Annotated in this window: 16 protein-coding genes, 3 tRNA genes and 1 other RNA gene; 9 read left to right on the forward strand and 11 right to left on the reverse strand. The window is 54.4% G+C overall.

The window, feature by feature from the left end:
• The first annotated feature begins 59 nt into the window (after nucleotides 1-59).
• The 7 genes from modE to gpmA all read left to right on the forward strand — a co-directional run bounded on the left by modE (nucleotide 60) and on the right by gpmA (nucleotide 7850).
• Entirely contained in the window at nucleotides 60-851 is a 792-nt protein-coding gene (gene modE / locus JT31_RS05895; RefSeq protein WP_038474521.1) for a molybdenum-dependent transcriptional regulator, read from the forward strand.
• 77 nt (nucleotides 852-928) lie between these two features.
• On the forward strand, nucleotides 929-2407 hold the full coding sequence (gene modF / locus JT31_RS05900) for a molybdate ABC transporter ATP-binding protein ModF (protein WP_038474524.1): 1479 nt from the start codon (nucleotides 929-931) through the stop codon (nucleotides 2405-2407).
• 223 nt (nucleotides 2408-2630) lie between these two features.
• Nucleotides 2631-3647 (forward strand): UDP-glucose 4-epimerase GalE, encoded by a 1017-nt coding sequence (galE, locus tag JT31_RS05905; RefSeq protein WP_038474527.1) that lies wholly within the window; start codon nucleotides 2631-2633, stop codon nucleotides 3645-3647.
• Between the two features lie 9 nt (nucleotides 3648-3656).
• Nucleotides 3657-4709 (forward strand): galactose-1-phosphate uridylyltransferase, encoded by a 1053-nt coding sequence (gene galT / locus JT31_RS05910; protein WP_038474530.1) that lies wholly within the window; start codon nucleotides 3657-3659, stop codon nucleotides 4707-4709.
• A complete protein-coding gene (galK, locus tag JT31_RS05915; protein ID WP_038474533.1) occupies nucleotides 4706-5854 on the forward strand; it encodes a galactokinase in 1149 nt (382 codons plus the stop codon). Before galT ends, galK begins: the two co-directional genes overlap by 4 nt.
• Entirely contained in the window at nucleotides 5848-6888 is a 1041-nt protein-coding gene (gene galM / locus JT31_RS05920; RefSeq protein ID WP_038474535.1) for a galactose-1-epimerase, read from the forward strand. Before galK ends, galM begins: the two co-directional genes overlap by 7 nt.
• A 209-nt stretch (nucleotides 6889-7097) precedes the next feature.
• Nucleotides 7098-7850 carry a 2,3-diphosphoglycerate-dependent phosphoglycerate mutase gene (gene gpmA, locus JT31_RS05925; RefSeq protein ID WP_008456186.1) on the forward strand — a complete coding sequence of 251 codons (753 nt, stop codon included), beginning with the start codon at nucleotides 7098-7100 and terminating at the stop codon, nucleotides 7848-7850.
• Between the two features lie 63 nt (nucleotides 7851-7913).
• Here the strand turns inward: gpmA and aroG are convergent, their stop codons facing one another.
• Nucleotides 7914-8966 carry a 3-deoxy-7-phosphoheptulonate synthase AroG gene (aroG, locus tag JT31_RS05930; RefSeq protein ID WP_038474539.1) on the reverse strand — a complete coding sequence of 351 codons (1053 nt, stop codon included), beginning with the start codon at nucleotides 8964-8966 and terminating at the stop codon, nucleotides 7914-7916.
• A 323-nt stretch (nucleotides 8967-9289) separates the two neighbouring features.
• Between aroG and JT31_RS05935 the strand changes: the two genes are divergently transcribed.
• Both JT31_RS05935 and zitB read left to right on the forward strand, forming a co-directional pair.
• Nucleotides 9290-9616 (forward strand): YbgS-like family protein, encoded by a 327-nt coding sequence (locus tag JT31_RS05935; protein WP_038474541.1) that lies wholly within the window; start codon nucleotides 9290-9292, stop codon nucleotides 9614-9616.
• Nucleotides 9617-9740: 124 nt separating this feature from the next.
• The gene (gene zitB / locus JT31_RS05940) at nucleotides 9741-10676 is read left to right on the forward strand and encodes a CDF family zinc transporter ZitB (protein WP_038474544.1); all 936 of its coding nucleotides are present in this window, start codon (nucleotides 9741-9743) and stop codon (nucleotides 10674-10676) included.
• On the opposite strand, the gene pnuC is transcribed toward zitB, so the two are convergent.
• From pnuC to tolA, 10 genes are all read right to left on the reverse strand, one after another.
• Entirely contained in the window at nucleotides 10677-11393 is a 717-nt protein-coding gene (gene pnuC, locus JT31_RS05945) for a nicotinamide riboside transporter PnuC (RefSeq protein WP_038474547.1), read from the reverse strand.
• 24 nt (nucleotides 11394-11417) lie between these two features.
• Nucleotides 11418-12479: a quinolinate synthase NadA gene (gene nadA / locus JT31_RS05950; protein WP_038482836.1), complete on the reverse strand. Its 1062-nt coding sequence runs from the start codon at nucleotides 12477-12479 to the stop codon at nucleotides 11418-11420.
• Between the two features lie 364 nt (nucleotides 12480-12843).
• Nucleotides 12844-12919: transfer RNA gene (locus tag JT31_RS05955), tRNA-Lys, on the reverse strand.
• Between the two features lie 100 nt (nucleotides 12920-13019).
• A tRNA-Lys gene (locus JT31_RS05960) sits at nucleotides 13020-13095 on the reverse strand.
• 44 nt (nucleotides 13096-13139) lie between these two features.
• Nucleotides 13140-13255: non-coding RNA, RtT sRNA (locus tag JT31_RS23000), on the reverse strand.
• Between the two features lie 13 nt (nucleotides 13256-13268).
• Nucleotides 13269-13344 (reverse strand) — tRNA-Lys (locus JT31_RS05965).
• Between the two features lie 164 nt (nucleotides 13345-13508).
• A complete protein-coding gene (cpoB, locus tag JT31_RS05970) occupies nucleotides 13509-14297 on the reverse strand; it encodes a cell division protein CpoB (protein ID WP_038474550.1) in 789 nt (262 codons plus the stop codon).
• 9 nt (nucleotides 14298-14306) lie between these two features.
• Entirely contained in the window at nucleotides 14307-14828 is a 522-nt protein-coding gene (gene pal, locus JT31_RS05975; protein ID WP_008456172.1) for a peptidoglycan-associated lipoprotein Pal, read from the reverse strand.
• A 31-nt stretch (nucleotides 14829-14859) separates the two neighbouring features.
• Nucleotides 14860-16152 (reverse strand): Tol-Pal system beta propeller repeat protein TolB, encoded by a 1293-nt coding sequence (gene tolB / locus JT31_RS05980; protein WP_038474555.1) that lies wholly within the window; start codon nucleotides 16150-16152, stop codon nucleotides 14860-14862.
• A gap of 131 nt (nucleotides 16153-16283) precedes the next feature.
• The gene (gene tolA / locus JT31_RS05985) at nucleotides 16284-17579 is read right to left on the reverse strand and encodes a cell envelope integrity protein TolA (RefSeq protein WP_038474558.1); all 1296 of its coding nucleotides are present in this window, start codon (nucleotides 17577-17579) and stop codon (nucleotides 16284-16286) included.
• Nucleotides 17580-17604 lie beyond the last annotated feature (25 nt).

The following is a 17604-nucleotide window of genomic DNA, read 5'->3' on the forward strand; positions in this document are numbered from 1 at the left end:
CCATTTGCCCGGATCGGCACAATAGAGGAAAATAAGGGTTTTTCTGGCACGGAGAGACCATGCAAGCTGAAATTTTGTTAACGCTGAAACTCCAGCAGCGGCTGTTCGCCGACCCGCGACGCATCGCGCTGCTCAAGCAAATTCGTCATACAGGCTCTATTAGCCAGGGGGCGAAACTGGCGGGAATCAGCTACAAAAGCGCCTGGGATGCCATTAACGAAATGAACCAGCTGGCAGAATCAAGCCTGGTCGACCGTGCTACGGGTGGCAAAGGCGGCGGCGGCGCGGTACTCACCCGCTACGGCGAGCGTCTTATTCAGCTCTACGACCTGCTGGCGCAAATTCAGCAAAAAGCGTTTGACGTTTTGCAGGATGATGCCCTGCCGCTGGACAGCCTGCTTGCCGCCATTTCCCGCTTTTCACTGCAAACCAGCGCCCGCAACCAGCTGTTCGGTACCGTGCTCAAACGCGATGACGAGCAGGTTCAGCAGCACGTTGATATTCTGCTGGCGGACGGTGAAACGCGCCTGAAAGCGGCCATTACGCGCCAAAGTGCGGAGCGACTTGGGCTGGACGAAGGCAAAGAAGTTCTGGTGCTGATTAAAGCGCCGTGGATAGACATCGCCGCGGATGCCAGTGCGGCAGGAAATGCAGATAACCAGCTGCCGGGCAAAATCAGCAGCATTGAGCAGGGTAAAGAGCAAACCGAAGTCCTGGTTCAGCTTGCCGACGGCCAGACGCTTTGTGCGACCCTGCCGAATCTCCACGTCGAGCAGCAGGCGCTGGCGGAAGGTGCTGAGGTCACAGCATATTTCAATGCAGATCGGGTGATCGTCGCCACACTCTGCTAAAAGCAGCGTTCTCATTGACATCGACGCGGACAGGTCGTATTCCTGTAGCCTTATCGCTGCAAAAAATGGGATAAAACATGTCTGCGTTGCAAATTTCGCAAGGTACGTTTCACCTTAGCGACACAAAAACCCTTACCCTGAACAATCTTACTCTGCGCGCCGGCGAGAGCTGGGCGTTTGTTGGCGCGAACGGCAGCGGAAAATCTGCCCTTGCTCGCGCTCTGGCCGGCAGCCTGCCGGTAATGAAAGGCGAACGCCGCTGCGACTTCACCCGTATCGCCCACCTCTCTTTTGAACAGCTGCAAAAGCTGGTCAGCGACGAATGGCAGCGCAATAACACCGATATGCTGGGCGTCGACGAAGATGACACCGGCCGCACCACCTCAGAAATCATCCAGGATGAGGTCGTGGACGAAGCCCGCAGCCGCGAACTTGCTACGCTGTTTGGCATTGAACATTTACTCACTCGCCGCTTCAAATATCTGTCGACGGGTGAAACGCGCAAAACCCTGCTTTGCCAGGCGCTGATGTCGGAACCGGAACTGCTGATCCTTGATGAGCCGTTTGACGGGCTGGACGTGAAGTCTCGCCAACAATTGGCTGACCTTCTGGCACAGCTGAGCGCTCAGGGCTATACCCTGGTGCTGGTGCTCAACCGGTTTGATGAGATCCCGGATTTTGTGCAATTTGCCGGCGTGCTGGCAGACTGCACGCTGACGGAAAGCGGTGAAAAGCAGGCCCTGCTGGAACAGGCGCTCATCGCGCAATTAGCCCATAGCGAAAAGCTGGCTGGCGTGGCGCTTCCCGAGGCAGACGATCCCTCGGCCCGCTACACCCTGCCCGGGCAGCAACCGCGAATTGTGCTCAAAGACGGCGTGGTGGAATACAACGATCGCCCCATCCTGCACAAGCTTAGCTGGACGGTTAACCCAGGCGAACACTGGCAGATTGTAGGGCCTAACGGCGCCGGAAAGTCGACATTGCTCAGCCTGATCACCGGCGATCACCCACAGGGTTATAGCAACGATTTGACGCTGTTTGGCCGCCGTCGCGGCAGCGGTGAAACGATTTGGGATATCAAGAAACACATCGGCTATGTCAGCAGCAGCCTGCACCTGGACTACCGGGTTAGCACCACCGTTCGCAACGTTATTCTTTCGGGCTATTTCGACTCGATTGGGATTTATCAGGCTGTTTCAGATCGCCAGCAAAAGCTGACCCGAGAATGGCTGAACATGCTGGGGATGGATAACGCCACCGCCGACGCTCCTTTCCACAGCCTCTCGTGGGGCCAGCAGCGCCTGGCGTTAATTGCCCGCGCGCTGGTTAAACACCCGACGCTGCTTATTCTGGACGAGCCTCTGCAAGGCCTGGATCCGCTGAACCGGCAGCTGATCCGCCGCTTTGTCGACATTTTGATTGGCGAAGGAGAAACACAGCTGCTGTTTGTTTCTCACCACGCCGAAGATGCCCCACAATGCATTACCCACCGGCTGACCTTCGTGCCGGATGAGGATAAATACGGCTATCAGATAGAAAATATTCTTCCCGCATAATCCTGCAAGGCGCTACGGCGCCTTTTTATATTCTGCCACATGCAGACTTTCGGAATAGACGCACGCTTTCATCTTTACGCATTTGTTTTACAATGCGTTACGCCCTTTTGATTCACGGTAAACAACACAGTGTAAACGATACCACTAATCTAGCACATATCACATTTTTCGGCTCTCTGTTATGCTATGGTTATCTTAACCCATAGGCTATATGGAGCGAAAAATGAGAGTTCTGGTTACAGGTGGTAGCGGTTACATTGGAAGTCATACCTGCGTGCAGTTACTGCAAAACGGGCACGACGTAGTGATCCTCGACAACTTGTGCAACAGCAAGCGCAGCGTACTGCCGGAGATTGAACGCCTCGGCGGTAAGCACCCGCTTTTCATCGATGGCGATATTCGCGACGAAGCGCTGCTGGCAGAAATTTTCCACGATCATCGCATTGATGCCGTCATCCATTTTGCCGGCCTGAAAGCCGTCGGTGAATCGGTGAACAAGCCGCTGGAATACTACGATAACAACGTTACCGGCACGCTGCGCCTTATCACCGCTATGCGCGCAGCTAACGTAACTAACTTTATCTTCAGCTCCTCCGCCACCGTCTACGGCGATCAGCCCAAAATCCCTTATGTGGAAAGCTTCCCTACCGGTAAGCCTGCCAGCCCTTACGGCCAAAGCAAGCTGATGGTTGAGCAAATTCTTACCGACCTGCAGAAAGCACAGCCGAACTGGAGCGTGGCCTTACTGCGCTATTTCAACCCGGTTGGCGCACATCCGTCAGGCGACATGGGCGAAGATCCGCAAGGCATTCCTAACAACCTGATGCCTTACATTGCGCAGGTTGCCGTCGGCCGCCGCGACTCGCTGGCTATTTTTGGCAACGACTACCCAACCGAAGACGGTACTGGCGTGCGTGACTACATCCACGTGATGGATCTCGCCGACGGCCACGTCGCCGCTATGCAGGCGCTGAACGGTAAGCCTGGCGTCCATATTTACAACCTCGGCGCGGGCGTCGGCAGCAGCGTACTTGACGTTGTGAACGCGTTCAGCAAAGCCTGCGGCAAGCCGGTGAACTACCACTTTGCCCCGCGCCGCGATGGCGACCTGCCTGCCTACTGGGCAGACGCCACCAAAGCCGATAAAGAACTCAACTGGCGTGTCAGCCGTTCGCTGCAAGAGATGGCAGATGATACCTGGCGCTGGCAGTCACGCCACCCCCAAGGTTATGAAGACTAAGGATATGTGATGGAGCAGTTTAACCCGGTCGATCACCCGCATCGCCGCTATAACCCCCTGACGGGTCAATGGATTCTGGTTTCGCCACATCGGGCGAAGCGTCCCTGGCAGGGCGCACAGGAAACGCCAGCGCAAGACAAACTCCCGGAGCACGATCCGGACTGTTTCCTTTGCCCTGGCAACACGCGCGTCACCGGGGATAAAAACCCTGATTACGCCGGCACTTTCGTTTTTACCAACGATTTCGCCGCGCTGATGACGGACACGCCCGATGCGCCAGCCAGCCATGACCCACTGATGCGTTGCGAAAGCGCGCGGGGTACCAGCCGGGTTATCTGCTTCTCTCCCGACCACAGCAAAACGCTGCCGGAGCTCTCGCTTCCTGCTCTGGAAGAAGTGGTAAATACCTGGCAGCAGCAAACCGCAGAGCTGGGGCAGACATATCCGTGGGTTCAGGTCTTCGAGAATAAAGGCGCAGCAATGGGCTGCTCAAACCCACATCCTCACGGACAGGTTTGGGCGAACAGTTTTTTGCCTAACGAAGTTGCCCGTGAAGACGCTCTACAACGTGAATATTTCGCCCACCGGGGCACGCCTATGCTGCTGGATTACGTTCAGCGCGAACAGGCAGACGGCAGCCGCACCGTGGTTGAAACCGAACACTGGCTGGCCGTTGTCCCTTACTGGGCAGCCTGGCCATTCGAAACCCTGCTGCTGCCCAAAACGCAGGTATTACGTATCACCGACTTAAGCGCGGAACAAAGCGCTGACCTGGCGCTGGCGCTGAAAAAGCTCACCAGCCGCTATGACAACCTGTTCCAGTGCTCTTTCCCGTATTCCATGGGCTGGCACGGTGCGCCGTTTAACGGTGAAGACAACCAGCACTGGCAGCTTCATGCCCATTTCTATCCGCCGCTGCTGCGCAGCGCCACGGTGCGTAAATTTATGGTCGGCTACGAAATGCTGGCCGAAACGCAGCGCGATTTAACCGCAGAGCAAGCCGCAGAACGCTTGCGTGCCGTCAGTGATATCCATTTCCGCCAGTCAGGAGCGTTATTATGAGTCTGAAAGAGAACACCCAACGTCTGTTTGCTGCACAATTTGGCTACCAGGCAACCCACACCATTCAGGCTCCGGGCCGCGTTAACCTGATTGGCGAGCATACCGATTACAACGACGGTTTTGTCCTGCCCTGTGCCATCGATTATCAGACGGTTATCAGCTGTGCGAAACGTGATGACCGCACCGTGCGGGTGATTGCTGCCGATTATGACAACCAGCAGGACAGCTTCTCTCTGGATGCCCCTATCGTGAAGCACGAAACCCAGCAGTGGGCGAATTATGTCCGCGGCGTGGTGAAACATCTGCAGAAGCGCGATAACAACTTTTCCGGCGTGGATATGGTGATAAGCGGTGACGTGCCGCAAGGTGCCGGGCTAAGCTCTTCCGCGTCGCTGGAAGTAGCCGTGGGCAAAGTTATCCAACATCTTTACCACCTGCCGCTTGATGGCGCGCAGCTGGCGCTCAATGGCCAGGAAGCGGAGAACCAGTTTGTCGGTTGCAACTGCGGCATCATGGACCAGCTGATTTCCGCCCTTGGTAAAAAAGATCACGCGCTGCTGATCGACTGCCGCTCTCTCGGCACAAAAGCCGTTTCGATGCCAAAAGGCGCCGCGGTGGTGATCGTCAACAGCAACTTTAAGCGCACGCTGGTTGGCAGCGAATACAATACCCGCCGCGAACAGTGCGAAACCGGCGCTCGCTTCTTTAGCCAAAAAGCGCTGCGTGACGTCGACCTGGCAAAATTCAACGAAGTGGCGCATGAGCTGGATCCAATCGTTGCTAAACGCGTTCGTCACGTGCTGACCGAAAATATCCGTACTGTGGAAGCCGCTGACGCGCTGGCCAAAAGCGACCTTGTCCGAATGGGCCAGCTAATGGCCGAGTCACACGTCTCCATGCGCGATGACTTCGAAATTACCGTGCCACAAATCGACACCCTCGTGGACATCATCAAAGCCACGATTGGCGAGAAAGGCGGCGTACGCATGACCGGCGGCGGCTTTGGGGGCTGCATCGTCGCGCTGGTGCCAGAGGACCTGGTTCCGGCCGTTAAGCAGGCGGTAGAAGAGCAGTACGAAAACAAAACGGGCATTAAAGAAACGTTCTACGTTTGCAAAGCCTCCGAAGGAGCGGGTCAATGCTAAAAGAGACCCCGAATCTGGCGCCGGACGGCCAGCCGTTTCGTCTTATCACTCTGCGTAACGGCGCAGGGATGGTGGTTACGCTGATGGACTGGGGCGCGACCTTGCTCTCCTGCCGCGTGCCGCTAAAAGACGGCAGCATCCGGGAGACGCTGCTGGGCTGCGCTTCGCCGGAGCACTATCTGCAGCAAAGCGCCTTTATGGGCGCGACCGTCGGACGCTACGCTAACCGTATTGCGGGAGGGAAGCTCACCGTTGGCGGCGAGACGCTCCAGCTTGACGTTAACCAGGGCGAAAACCAGCTTCACGGCGGGCCGGAAGGCTTTGACAAGCGCCGCTGGCGTATTGCCGTTCAAAATGAGCAGGAAGTGATTTACGAACTGGACTCATGCGATGGCGACCAGGGTTTCCCCGGCAAACTGCACGCGACGGCCCGTTACGCCCTGACGGAAGATAACCGCATTAGCATCGAGCTTCGTGCCACCGTCGATAAGCCCTGCCCGGTCAACCTCACCAACCACGCCTACTTCAATCTGGACAGCGTTCAGAACGACGTTCGTCAGCATAAGCTTCAGCTGCTGGCCGACAGCTACCTGCCGGTTGAAGCGAACGGCTTACCCGCAGGTGACCTGAAAAAAGTTGGCGGCAGCAGCTTTGACTTCCGTGAGCCAAAACCCATCGGACAGGATTTTCTGAACGATGCCGATCAGCAGGCCACCAAAGGCTATGACCACGCTTTCCTGCTGCAGGCAAAAGGCGATCTCAGCCAGCCGGTGGCCCGGGTCTGGTCAGCGGACGGCGAGCTGGAAATGGTGGTCTATACGACGGCACCGGCGCTACAGTGCTATACAGGCAACTATCTGGCAGGCACGCCAGCGCGCGATCGGGAAAGCTACAGCGACTGGAATGGTGTGGCGCTGGAAAGCGGGTTCTTACCGGACAGCCCAAACCACCCGGAATGGCCGCAGCCGAGCTGCTGGCTAAAACCAACGGAAGCTTACCTCAGCATCACGGAATATCAGTTCCTGCCTCGCTAACGTTCATTGCCCTTTTCATTAAGGGCAATTTCTCGCCAAATCGCTGACTTTACCGCCAAATCACGCCAAAAATATAACAACCTTTTACAACCACCTTACACTCCACGCGCTTTTTCGCTATGTTAAACGTTTATCATTGCCGTGGCTTATGGCGCGGCAATATAATGATAATTGTTATCATTAATCCCAGGCTCATTAAGGAGTAAATCATGGCTGTTACAAAGCTGGTTCTGGTTCGTCACGGCGAAAGCCAGTGGAACAACGAAAACCGCTTCACCGGTTGGTATGATGTTGATCTGTCTGATAAAGGGCGTACCGAAGCTAAAGCTGCCGGTAAGCTGCTGAAGGACGAAGGCTTCACCTTCGACTTCGCTTACACGTCTGTGCTGAAACGTGCCATCCACACCCTGTGGAACATCCTCGATGAACTTGACCAGGCCTGGCTGCCGGTCGAGAAATCCTGGAAACTGAACGAGCGCCACTACGGTGCCCTGCAGGGTCTGAACAAAGCTGAAACCGCTGAAAAATACGGTGACGAGCAGGTTAAACAGTGGCGTCGTGGTTTTGCCATCACCCCACCTGAGCTGTCTAAAGACGACGAGCGCTTCCCAGGCCACGATCCACGTTACGCAAAACTGACCGACAGCGAGCTGCCTACCACCGAAAGCCTGGCGCTGACCATCGACCGCGTAACGCCGTTCTGGAATGAATCCATTCTGCCACGCATGAAATCCGGTGAGCGCGTTATCGTTGCGGCTCACGGCAACTCCCTGCGTGCGCTGGTAAAATATCTGGATAACCTGAGCGAAGATGAGATCCTCGAGCTGAATATCCCGACCGGCGTGCCGCTGGTTTATGAGTTTGATGAGAACTTCAAACCGCTGAAACGTTACTACCTGGGCAACGCTGACGAAATCGCAGCCAAGGCCGCAGCGGTAGCAAACCAGGGTAAAGCGAAGTAATTCGCCGCCCATAAAAAAAGGCGTGGTATGCACCACGCCTTTTTTATTGCTCAAATCAGGCCATTAGCCGCGACGAGCCTTTACCGCATCGGCAAGCTTGCGCAGCGCCACTTCGGTATCTTCCCAGCCAATGCAGGCATCGGTCACGCTTTTGCCATAGACCAGCGGTTCACCGCTCTCCAGGTTTTGGTTACCTTCTACCAGATGGCTTTCAATCATCACGCCGATGATGGCCTTCTCGCCCCCGGCAATCTGGCCGCAAACGTCGTCAGAAACGTCCATCTGCTTTTTAAACTGTTTGCTGCTGTTAGCGTGACTGAAATCAATCATCACCTGGGGCTCAAGACCTGCCTTAACCAGGCCAGCTTTCACCTCTTCCACATGTTTCGCGCTGTAGTTAGGCTCTTTGCCCCCGCGCAGAATAATGTGGCAATCGCCGTTACCGCTGGTGTTGACGATGGCGGAGTGACCCCACTTCGTCACGGACAGGAAGCAGTGCGGTGCGCCTGCGGCATTGATGGCATCAATTGCCACTTTGATCGTACCGTCGGTGCCGTTTTTAAAGCCAACCGGGCAAGACAGGCCTGAGGCCAGCTCACGGTGAACCTGCGACTCGGTGGTACGCGCGCCGATTGCTCCCCAGCTCATCAGATCCGCAAGGTACTGCGGGGTTATCATATCAAGGAATTCCCCTGCAGCCGGCAGGCCAGAATCGTTGATATCCAGCAGCAGCTTGCGCGCGATGCGCAGACCATCGTTAATCTGGTAGCTGCTGTCCATATGCGGATCGTTAATCAGGCCTTTCCAGCCTACGGTTGTACGCGGCTTTTCAAAGTAAACACGCATAACCACTTCCAGCTCGCCCTGAAGCTCTTCACGCAGCGCCAGCAGGCGTGCGCCGTACTCTTTGGCAGCCTTCGTGTCGTGAATGGAGCAAGGGCCAATCACCACCAGCAGGCGATCGTCGCTGCCTTTAAGGATTTTGTGAATCGCTTTGCGGGCCTGAGAGACGGTGTGGGCAGCTTTTTCAGTGGCGGGGAATTTTTCCAGCAGCGCTACAGGGGGGAGAAGCTCGTTAATCTCTTTGATTCTTAAGTCGTCGTTCTGATAATTCATGATAGTTCCGGAGTCATCCTGATATTTTTCTTCGTTGCAATCCTTTCAATCTAACTCGCATAACCACAAGTGTAAACGGGCTTTTACACTTCTCACAGATTAATCCTGAAAACTCGAAAAAAACAGCGGAAACATGGCGAACACTCTCCTGCTAACTACACTTTCCAACTGTTAACGCTGAAAAATATTAAATTTTCAATATTGAATACTATTTTGAAAATTAAAGCCCGGTGCAGACTGCTGACCTGCAGGATTTTTCAGCATTTTGCACTGCACTGTTGGACGAAGTTATCCAGCAATAACGACCAGAACAGGAGCACAACATGAAAAAATTAACCACGCTGCTATTAACCGCCACGCTGACCCTGGGCAGCGGAATCGTTTATGCCGCCGACTCAACGTCGAGCGCAAACAACGGGCAGGCAAACGCCAGCGCCGAAGCAGGCCAGGTCGCGCCTGACGCGCACCAGAAAGTTGCTCCAAACGGGGTGAGTAATGACAAAATCAACGGCTCTCACCATAAAATGAGCAAAAGCGAAGTGCATAAAAACAGCATGTGCAAAGATGGACGCTGCCCTGATACCAACAAAAAAGTTGAGACCGGCAGCGGGCAAGACGTGAACAAGAAAGTCGACGGCACTTCGCAGTAATATCCCGATGAAAGAGAGTTGTAAGAGAGCCGGACGGCTCTCTTTTTTTATCAGCATCTTTCAACTAGTTGAAGCCAGGAAGCGGTTATAATTAGCTCACCGTGACTGATATTTGTGAGAGATTATGGCGCATTCACACCAACACACCCCCTCCGACAGTAACGCAAAACGCCTGTTGTTTGCCTTTCTTATCACGGCGATTTTCATGGTTGCCGAAGTTATCGGTGGCCTGCTTTCCGGCTCGCTTGCCCTGCTGGCCGACGCCGGACACATGCTAACCGATGCAGCCGCCCTGCTGTTTGCCCTGCTGGCCGTGCATTTTTCCCGTCGCCCGCCTGACGCCCGGCACACTTTTGGCCTGCTGCGCCTCACCACGCTCGCCGCATTTGTGAACGCTATTGCACTGGTGGTTATCACCATCCTGATCGTCTGGGAAGCGATTCAGCGCTTCTCAAACCCCCAACCAATTGCGGGCTGGGCGATGTTGACTATCGCCATCGCCGGACTGCTGGCGAACCTGGTCTCTTTCTGGATCCTGCACGGTGGCAGCGGCGAGAAAAATCTTAACGTCCGCGCGGCGGCACTCCATGTTCTTGGCGATTTATTGGGTTCAGTGGGGGCCATTGTAGCGGCGGTGGTGATTCTCTGGACTGGCTGGACACCTATCGATCCGATCCTCTCGGTGCTGGTTTCCTGCCTGGTATTGCGCAGCGCCTGGAGCCTGCTGAAAGAGAGCGTTAATGAACTGCTGGAAGGTGCACCGAGCGCCATTGATATTGCCGCTCTGAAACGTAATCTGTCACGCTCGATACCGGAAGTGCGTAACGTGCATCACGTCCATATCTGGCTGGTTGGAGAGAAACCGTTGATGACGCTGCATGTCCAGGTCGTACCGCCCCACGATCACGATGCCCTTCTGGAGCGTATACATCACTTTCTGGAGCACGAGTACCAGATAGAACATGCCACGGTACAGATGGAGTATCAGGTTTGCCATGGGCCAGACTGTGACCTGAACGAGCATGACCATTCTGCCGGCCATGCTCATCATCATCATTGATCAGGAGAAGGCGCGCGAGCCCGACTGCCGCGCGCTTTTAATCCACATCCGGCTACCGTTTAGCGCAATAAAGGTCAGGATGAGATATTCCAGCGACATCGCATAAACACCCTGCAGCGCAAAGATAACAACGCTTATCACATTGATGATTGTCCACAGCAGCCAGTTTTCCACATACTTACGCGTCATCAGGATCATGGCCACAATCGACAGCACCATCATGCATGAATCCCAGAAGGGGTAAGCATCCGGCTGGAGTTCTGGCAGGGTAACGTTCATTCCCAGGCTCTGCATCACCGTCACGGCAATCCGGGTGAGGAAAGCAAAGACCGGGTCGATGAATATCGTCATCAATCCAATCGACGCAATGATAATTACCAGCCAGGCAATAGCCTTAGGCAAGGGAAGCCAGCGGATTTGCAGTAACGACTGATTATTGCTGCTTTGCCGTGACCACGCATACCAGCCGTAAATATTCGCCACGAAAAAGAACAGCTGCAGCAGCAGGCTGGCGTAGAGCTGAATTTGAAAGAAAATGATGGCAAACAGCGTGACGTTGATTAGCCCGAAAGCGTAGTTCCCAATTTTCTCCAGGCTGGCAAGCCAGATGCAAAGCAAACCCGCCAGCGTCCCCACCGCCTCAATCCATGATAAGTCGTACCCGCCCGCCCCAATGGGAATGTGGACGAGAATATTCTGCGTGCTAAAAAAATCCATGTACTCCCCCAGAGCGTAATTATCTTACGCGTTGCCTTTTATCGTCCGACGTAACTCTGCCGCGAACTCGAGCATACGATTAAGCGGAACGAGAGCCCCTTCACGCAGCGCAGCGTCCACTTCTATGGTGTGCGCAGCGCCACCCTGCTCCAGTCCCTCAGCAATCGCTTTAAGCCCGTTCATTGCCATCCACGGACAATGTGCACAGCTGCGACAGGTTGCTCCTTCCCCTGCAGTAGGAGCCTCCAGCAACTCTTTATCCGGACACGCCTGCTGCATTTTATAAAATATCCCGCGATCCGTTGCCACAATCAGCTGCTGATGAGGCAGCGTTTTTGCCGCGTTAATCAGCTGGCTGGTCGAGCCCACGGCATCGGCCATATCAACCACCGCCTGCGGCGACTCAGGGTGTACCAATACGGCTGCATTAGGGTACAGCGCCTTCATGCGTGCCAGGGCCTGAGTTTTAAATTCATCATGAACAATACAGGCCCCCTGCCAGCACAGCACATCAGCCCCGGTCTGCTTTTGAACGTAGCCGCCAAGATGGCGATCGGGCGCCCAGATAATTTTTTCTCCCAGACTGTCCAGATGTTCAATCAGCTCAACGGCAATACTGGACGTAACCACCCAGTCGGCCCGGGCCTTTACCGCCGCAGAGGTATTAGCATAGACGACGACGGTACGATCGGGGTGCTGGTCGCAAAACGCGTTGAATGCCTCAATCGGGCAGCCAAGATCCAATGAACACTCGGCATTGAGGGTTGGCATCAAAATTGTTTTCTCAGGGCTGAGGATTTTCGCCGTTTCCCCCATAAAACGAACGCCCGCCACCAGCAGCGTAGAAGCAGGATGGTTAGCGCCAAAGCGAGCCATCTCAAGCGAGTCAGAGATACAACCGCCCGTCTCTTCTGCGAGAGACTGGATTTCCGGGTCAGTGTAGTAGTGAGCCACCATCACCGCATTCCGCTCTTTGAGCAGGCGCTTAATTTTTTCACGATAGAACTGCTTTTCGTCCCCGCTTAGCGGAGCTGGTTTAGGTGGAAATGGATAAATCGCCGTTTCCGGATCAAACATTACGCTCATCATGCAATCTCGTTTTACTGACTTAACATAACAGGCCGTATTAAGCGTGATTTACGCTATTACCTGCATTCACTGTTTTATATGCTAAACAAGATAGCGAAATTTAATCAAAATGTCGTGAGGAATTGCCTGGTGCTGTGAGAGAAAAAGAAAATGAGGAAGGCTGTGTTTGATAAGCGTGATTTTTCAAATCGCAGATAGCAAAAAGGCGCCTTTAGGGCGCCTTCCTACATTGGTGGGTCGTGCAGGATGACTCGCTATGCTCGCCCTTCGGGCCGTCGTCGCAAGCAACGACGTTATCCTGCACATAATAGTCCTTGCTCCAGAAACAACTAAAGCGCCTGAAGGCGCTTTAGTTTGAATTTGGTGGGTCGTGCAGGATTCGAACCTGCGACCAATTGATTAAAAGTCAACTGCTCTACCAACTGAGCTAACGACCCGCTGTATGCGGTTACTGCTTTGAAGTTTTGCTGCACTAGATTAGAACCTGCTGCAGGTTCAAACCCTTCACGATTCACTTACAATTTTCATCTTAAAAGATGGTGGGTCGTGCAGGATTCGAACCTGCGACCAATTGATTAAAAGTCAACTGCTCTACCAACTGAGCTAACGACCCGCTGTGCGGTTACTGCAAACTTCTTTACTGCATCTACTTTAAAGTGGTGGGTCGTGCAGGATGATTATCACCCTTCGGGTCGTTGTTATCACAACGTTGTTTCGCTTTCGCTCAACTCAAACCTGCTGCAGGTTCGAACCCTTCACGCCTGACTACAGCTTATTACTTTAAAGTGGTGGGTCGTGCAGGATTCGAACCTGCGACCAATTGATTAAAAGTCAACTGCTCTACCAACTGAGCTAACGACCCACTTTTGCGTCACTTTGGGTTTGTTTCGTATCCCTTGGCAACGGCGGCATATATTACTGATTTAAGATTTTGACGCAACAATAATTTTGACGCATATCGTTCAACTGCTTACGTTTCGCACGGCAAGACCAGAAAAACGACGATATCTGGTCAGGCCGCAAGCATTACTGTGCGTTCAGGCGTTTTTGAGCCTGCTTTGCACCGTCGGTTCCCGGATACTGTTTTACGACCTGCTGGTAGACGGCTTTCGCTTTTGCGACGTCGCCTTTGTCCTGCATGATCACGCCGACCTTAAACATGGCGTCCGGAGCCTTCGGTGATTTCGGGTAATTTTTCACCACGGAGGCAAAATAAAACGCCGCATCATCCTTTTTACCTTTGTTGTAATTCAACTGACCGAGCCAATAGTTGGCGTTCGGCAGATAAGTTGAATCCGGATACTTCTTCACAAAGCTCTGAAAGGCGTTGATGGCATCGTCCTGGCGCGATTTATCCTGCACCAGCGCGATGGCTGCATTGTAATCGCTGTTTGCGTCACCGCCCTGCGCTGGAGCCGCAGGGGCCGCGTTAGAGGCTCCTGCGTCCGGCGTGGTCGCCCCCTGAGAGGCACCGGCAGCAGGCTGTTGCCCTGCTCCCGCAGCCGCGCCGCTAAGGCTATCCATCTGCAGCAAAATTTGCTTTTGACGCTCCACAACCTGATTCAGCTGATACTGGTTTTCCTGAATCTGACCGCGCAGGGAATCAATATCATTCTGGTTATCGGAGAGTTGTTGCTGGAGTTGGGTCAAAAGCTGACTGTGAGCGTTAGAAATACGCTCGAGTTGAGTGACACGGTCTTCGACCGAGCCTGAGCCGACACTACTGATTGGCGCCTGAGCATTAGCGGCCCAGGGGGCCGCTATGCCAACCAGTAACGACAGACTCAACAAGTGATGTCTGAAGTTACTGCTCATGCGATTCTCTTAGTAAACCAGTACGGCACGACGGTTTTTAGCGTATGCCGCTTCGTCATGACCCAGTACTGCAGGTTTTTCTTTACCGTAAGAAACGATGGAGATCTGGTCTGCAGAAACGCCTTTACCTTGCAGGTACATTTTAACGGCGTTAGCACGACGTTCGCCCAGGGCGATGTTGTACTCTGGGGTACCGCGCTCATCCGCATGACCTTCTACGGTCACTTTGTAAGACGGGTTGCTACGCAGGAAGTTAGCGTGCGCATCCAGCATTGCAGCGAATTCAGAGCTAACATCGTATTTGTCCAGACCGAAATAAACGATGTTGTTCTGCTGCAGCTGTTGCATCTGCAGACGAGCCTGCTCTTCAGAAGACATGTTGCCGTGGCCGTTAGCGTCCATACCAGTGCCGGCACCCAGCATACCTTCACCGCTCTGACCATTGTTGGCGCTCTTGTTAGAAGAACACGCCGCGATAGCCATAACCGGCAGAGCAATCATCAGCCCTTTCAGCACTTTGTTCAGTTGCATTTCTTTGATCCTTTAATAATCAATATTGTTATCACAGATACGGCGACCAGGCAGGGAATTTGACCTGTCCATCAGTTGCCGGAAGACGCGCTTTGAAACGCCCATCTGTTGAAACCAAATTCAGCACGGATCCCATCCCCTGAGAAGAGCTGTAGATTACCATAGTGCCGTTAGGTGCCAGACTTGGCGTTTCATCCAGGAACGTTGACGATAAAGTTGTTACGCCACCCGCTACCAGATCCTGTTTGGCAATGTGCTGCTGACCGCTAGCGGAGCTGACCATTACCATAATTTTACCATCGGCACTGACATCGGCATCCTGGTTCTGACCACCTTCCCAGGAAAGACGCTGCGGAGCACCGCCACTAATACTGACTTTATAAATCTGTGGACGACCCGCCTGGTCAGAGGTATAGGCCAGGGTTTGGTTGTCCGGGAACCAGGTTGGTTCGGTATTGTTGCTGCGACCTTCAGTCACCTGACGAATCTGGCCAGAACCCAGGTCCATCACGTACAGCTGCAGGCTACCGGTTTTAGACAGCGCGAACGCCAGCTTAGAACCGTCCGGAGAGAATGCCGGTGCGCCGTTGTGCTGCGGGAACGAAGCAATCTGACGCACTGCGCCGTTAGCCAGCGTCTGCACAACCAGCGCAGAACGGCCGCTTTCGAAGGTCACGTAAGCCAGTTTGCTGCCGTCCGGAGACCATGCAGGAGACATCAGCGGCTGCGGAGAACGGTGAACCACAAACTGGTTGTAGCCATCGTAATCAGAAACACGCAGCTCATACGGGAACTGGCCGCCATTGGTCTGTACAACGTAAGCAATACGGGTACGGAATGCGCCTTTAATCCCGGTCAGCTTCTCAAACACTTCGTCACTGGCGGTGTGGCCTGCATAACGCAGCCACTGCTTGTTCACTTTGTAGGAGTTCTGGGCCAGCACCGTGCCCGGCGCACCTGAGGTGTCGACCAGTTGGTAAGCAACGGTGTAACTCCCGTCGCCGTTTGGCGTAACCTGACCTACCACGACGGCGTCAATACCGAGCGCGGTCCAGGCTGCAGGCTGAACTTCCTGAGCAGAACCCGGCTGCTGAGGCAGGCGAGATCTGTCGAGAGGATTGAATTTACCGCTGTTACGCAGGTCGGCAGCAACAATGCCACCAATATCTTCAGGCGCGGCGCCAGGGCCTGCCCAGGTAAACGGAACCACACCAATTGGACGAGCAGAGTCGACACCCTGGGTGATCTCGATACGAACTTCTGCGTGCAGCACCGCTGCCCACAGCATTAAGAAACTTAACGCTACACGAAATGCCTGCTTCATCATATCTCCCTTATCCGGGCGGAAAGCCCACGATAATTTAGCAGAATGTTAACAAACCCAAATACACAAAACTACCAAAACCCTGTAACTCAGCTTAGTGTGCTTTCCCCGTTGTGGCGGGGAAAACCGCGTTAAGGCTTAAAGTCGATCGGTGCGTTCTTGAAGACTTCATAAACAGCTTCGCTTGGCGGCTTAGGAATCTTCGCCAGACGCGCTGCCGCAACGGCAGCCTGGCAAAGTGCCGCATCGCCACCTTCTGGCTTGATATCAAGCAGAAGGCCGTCCGGCGCCAGCTTGATCCGCAGTGAACAGGTCTTACCGGCAAACGAAGGATCGTTATAGAACTTGCTCTCGATCGCTGCCTTTATCTGACCTGCGTAGCCGTTGATCTCTGCGCCGCTTGCGCCGTTGTTTTTATTATTCCCTTTTCCGGCGGCGGCTGCGGCATTACCTTTCGCCCCACCGCCCGTTTTCGGTGCATTCTTACCTGAGCTTAAATCACCGAATAAGTCGTCAACGCCCTGCGCTGCGGCTTTGTCAGAAGCGGCTTTCTCAGCAGCAGCCTTTTTCTTCGCGTCAGCAGCCACTTTCTTGTCTGCTGCGGCTTTCGCGGCGGCAGCTTTATCAGCGGCGGCCTTCTCGGCAGCCTTTTCAGCCGCTGCTTTTTCGGCAGCAGCCTGTTTAGCCGCTTCCGCTTTTTCGGCAGCAGCCTCTTTCGCGGCCTCTGCGGCAGCTTTCTTCTCGGCATCCTGCGCAGCTTTCTTAGCGGCAGCATCTGCAGCTTTTTTCTCAGCATCCTGCTGAGCTTTCTTCGCTGCTGCGGCAGCGTCTGCGGCCGCTTTTTTCTCTGCGTCAGCCGCTTTCTTCGCCGCTTCTTCAGTCGCTTTCTTCTGAGCGTCCGCCGCGGCTTTCTTCGCCGCTTCTTCCGCAGCCTTCGCCTGGGCATCAGCCTGAGCTTTCGCCTGCGCATCGGCTTTTGCTTTCGCAGCAGCGGCAGCGGTCTCAGCCTGTTTCTGCTGTTCCTGAGCCTGCTTCGCGGCCGCTTCAGCCTGCTTCTGCTGCTCGGCCTGCGCTTTTGCCTGCTCCTGAGCCGCTAAACGCTCTTTCTCCAGCTCTTTCAGGCGCTGTTGCTCCGCCGCCTGTTTTTGCTGAAGCTCTTCTGCCTGCTGCTGCGCCTGTTTTTCACGCTGCTCGGCGGCACGTTTGCTGCTTGCCTGCTGCTGCTGTTGGCGATTGTAGTTATCCACTACCGCACCCGGGTCAACCATCACCGCGTCAATAGAAGAACCACCGCCACCGCCCGCGGATGCATCAATGTGCTCATCAAACGAGCTCCAGATCAGGATGCCAATCAAAATGATGTGCAGCACCACTGAAACGACGATCGCTCGTTTTAATTTAGCGTTCTCTTCGGTTGCCTTTGACACTCTCGGTTCCCAAACGTTTTAAGCG

This window comes from Cedecea neteri (assembly GCF_000757825.1).
Taxonomy (GTDB): domain Bacteria; phylum Pseudomonadota; class Gammaproteobacteria; order Enterobacterales; family Enterobacteriaceae; genus Cedecea; species Cedecea selenatireducens.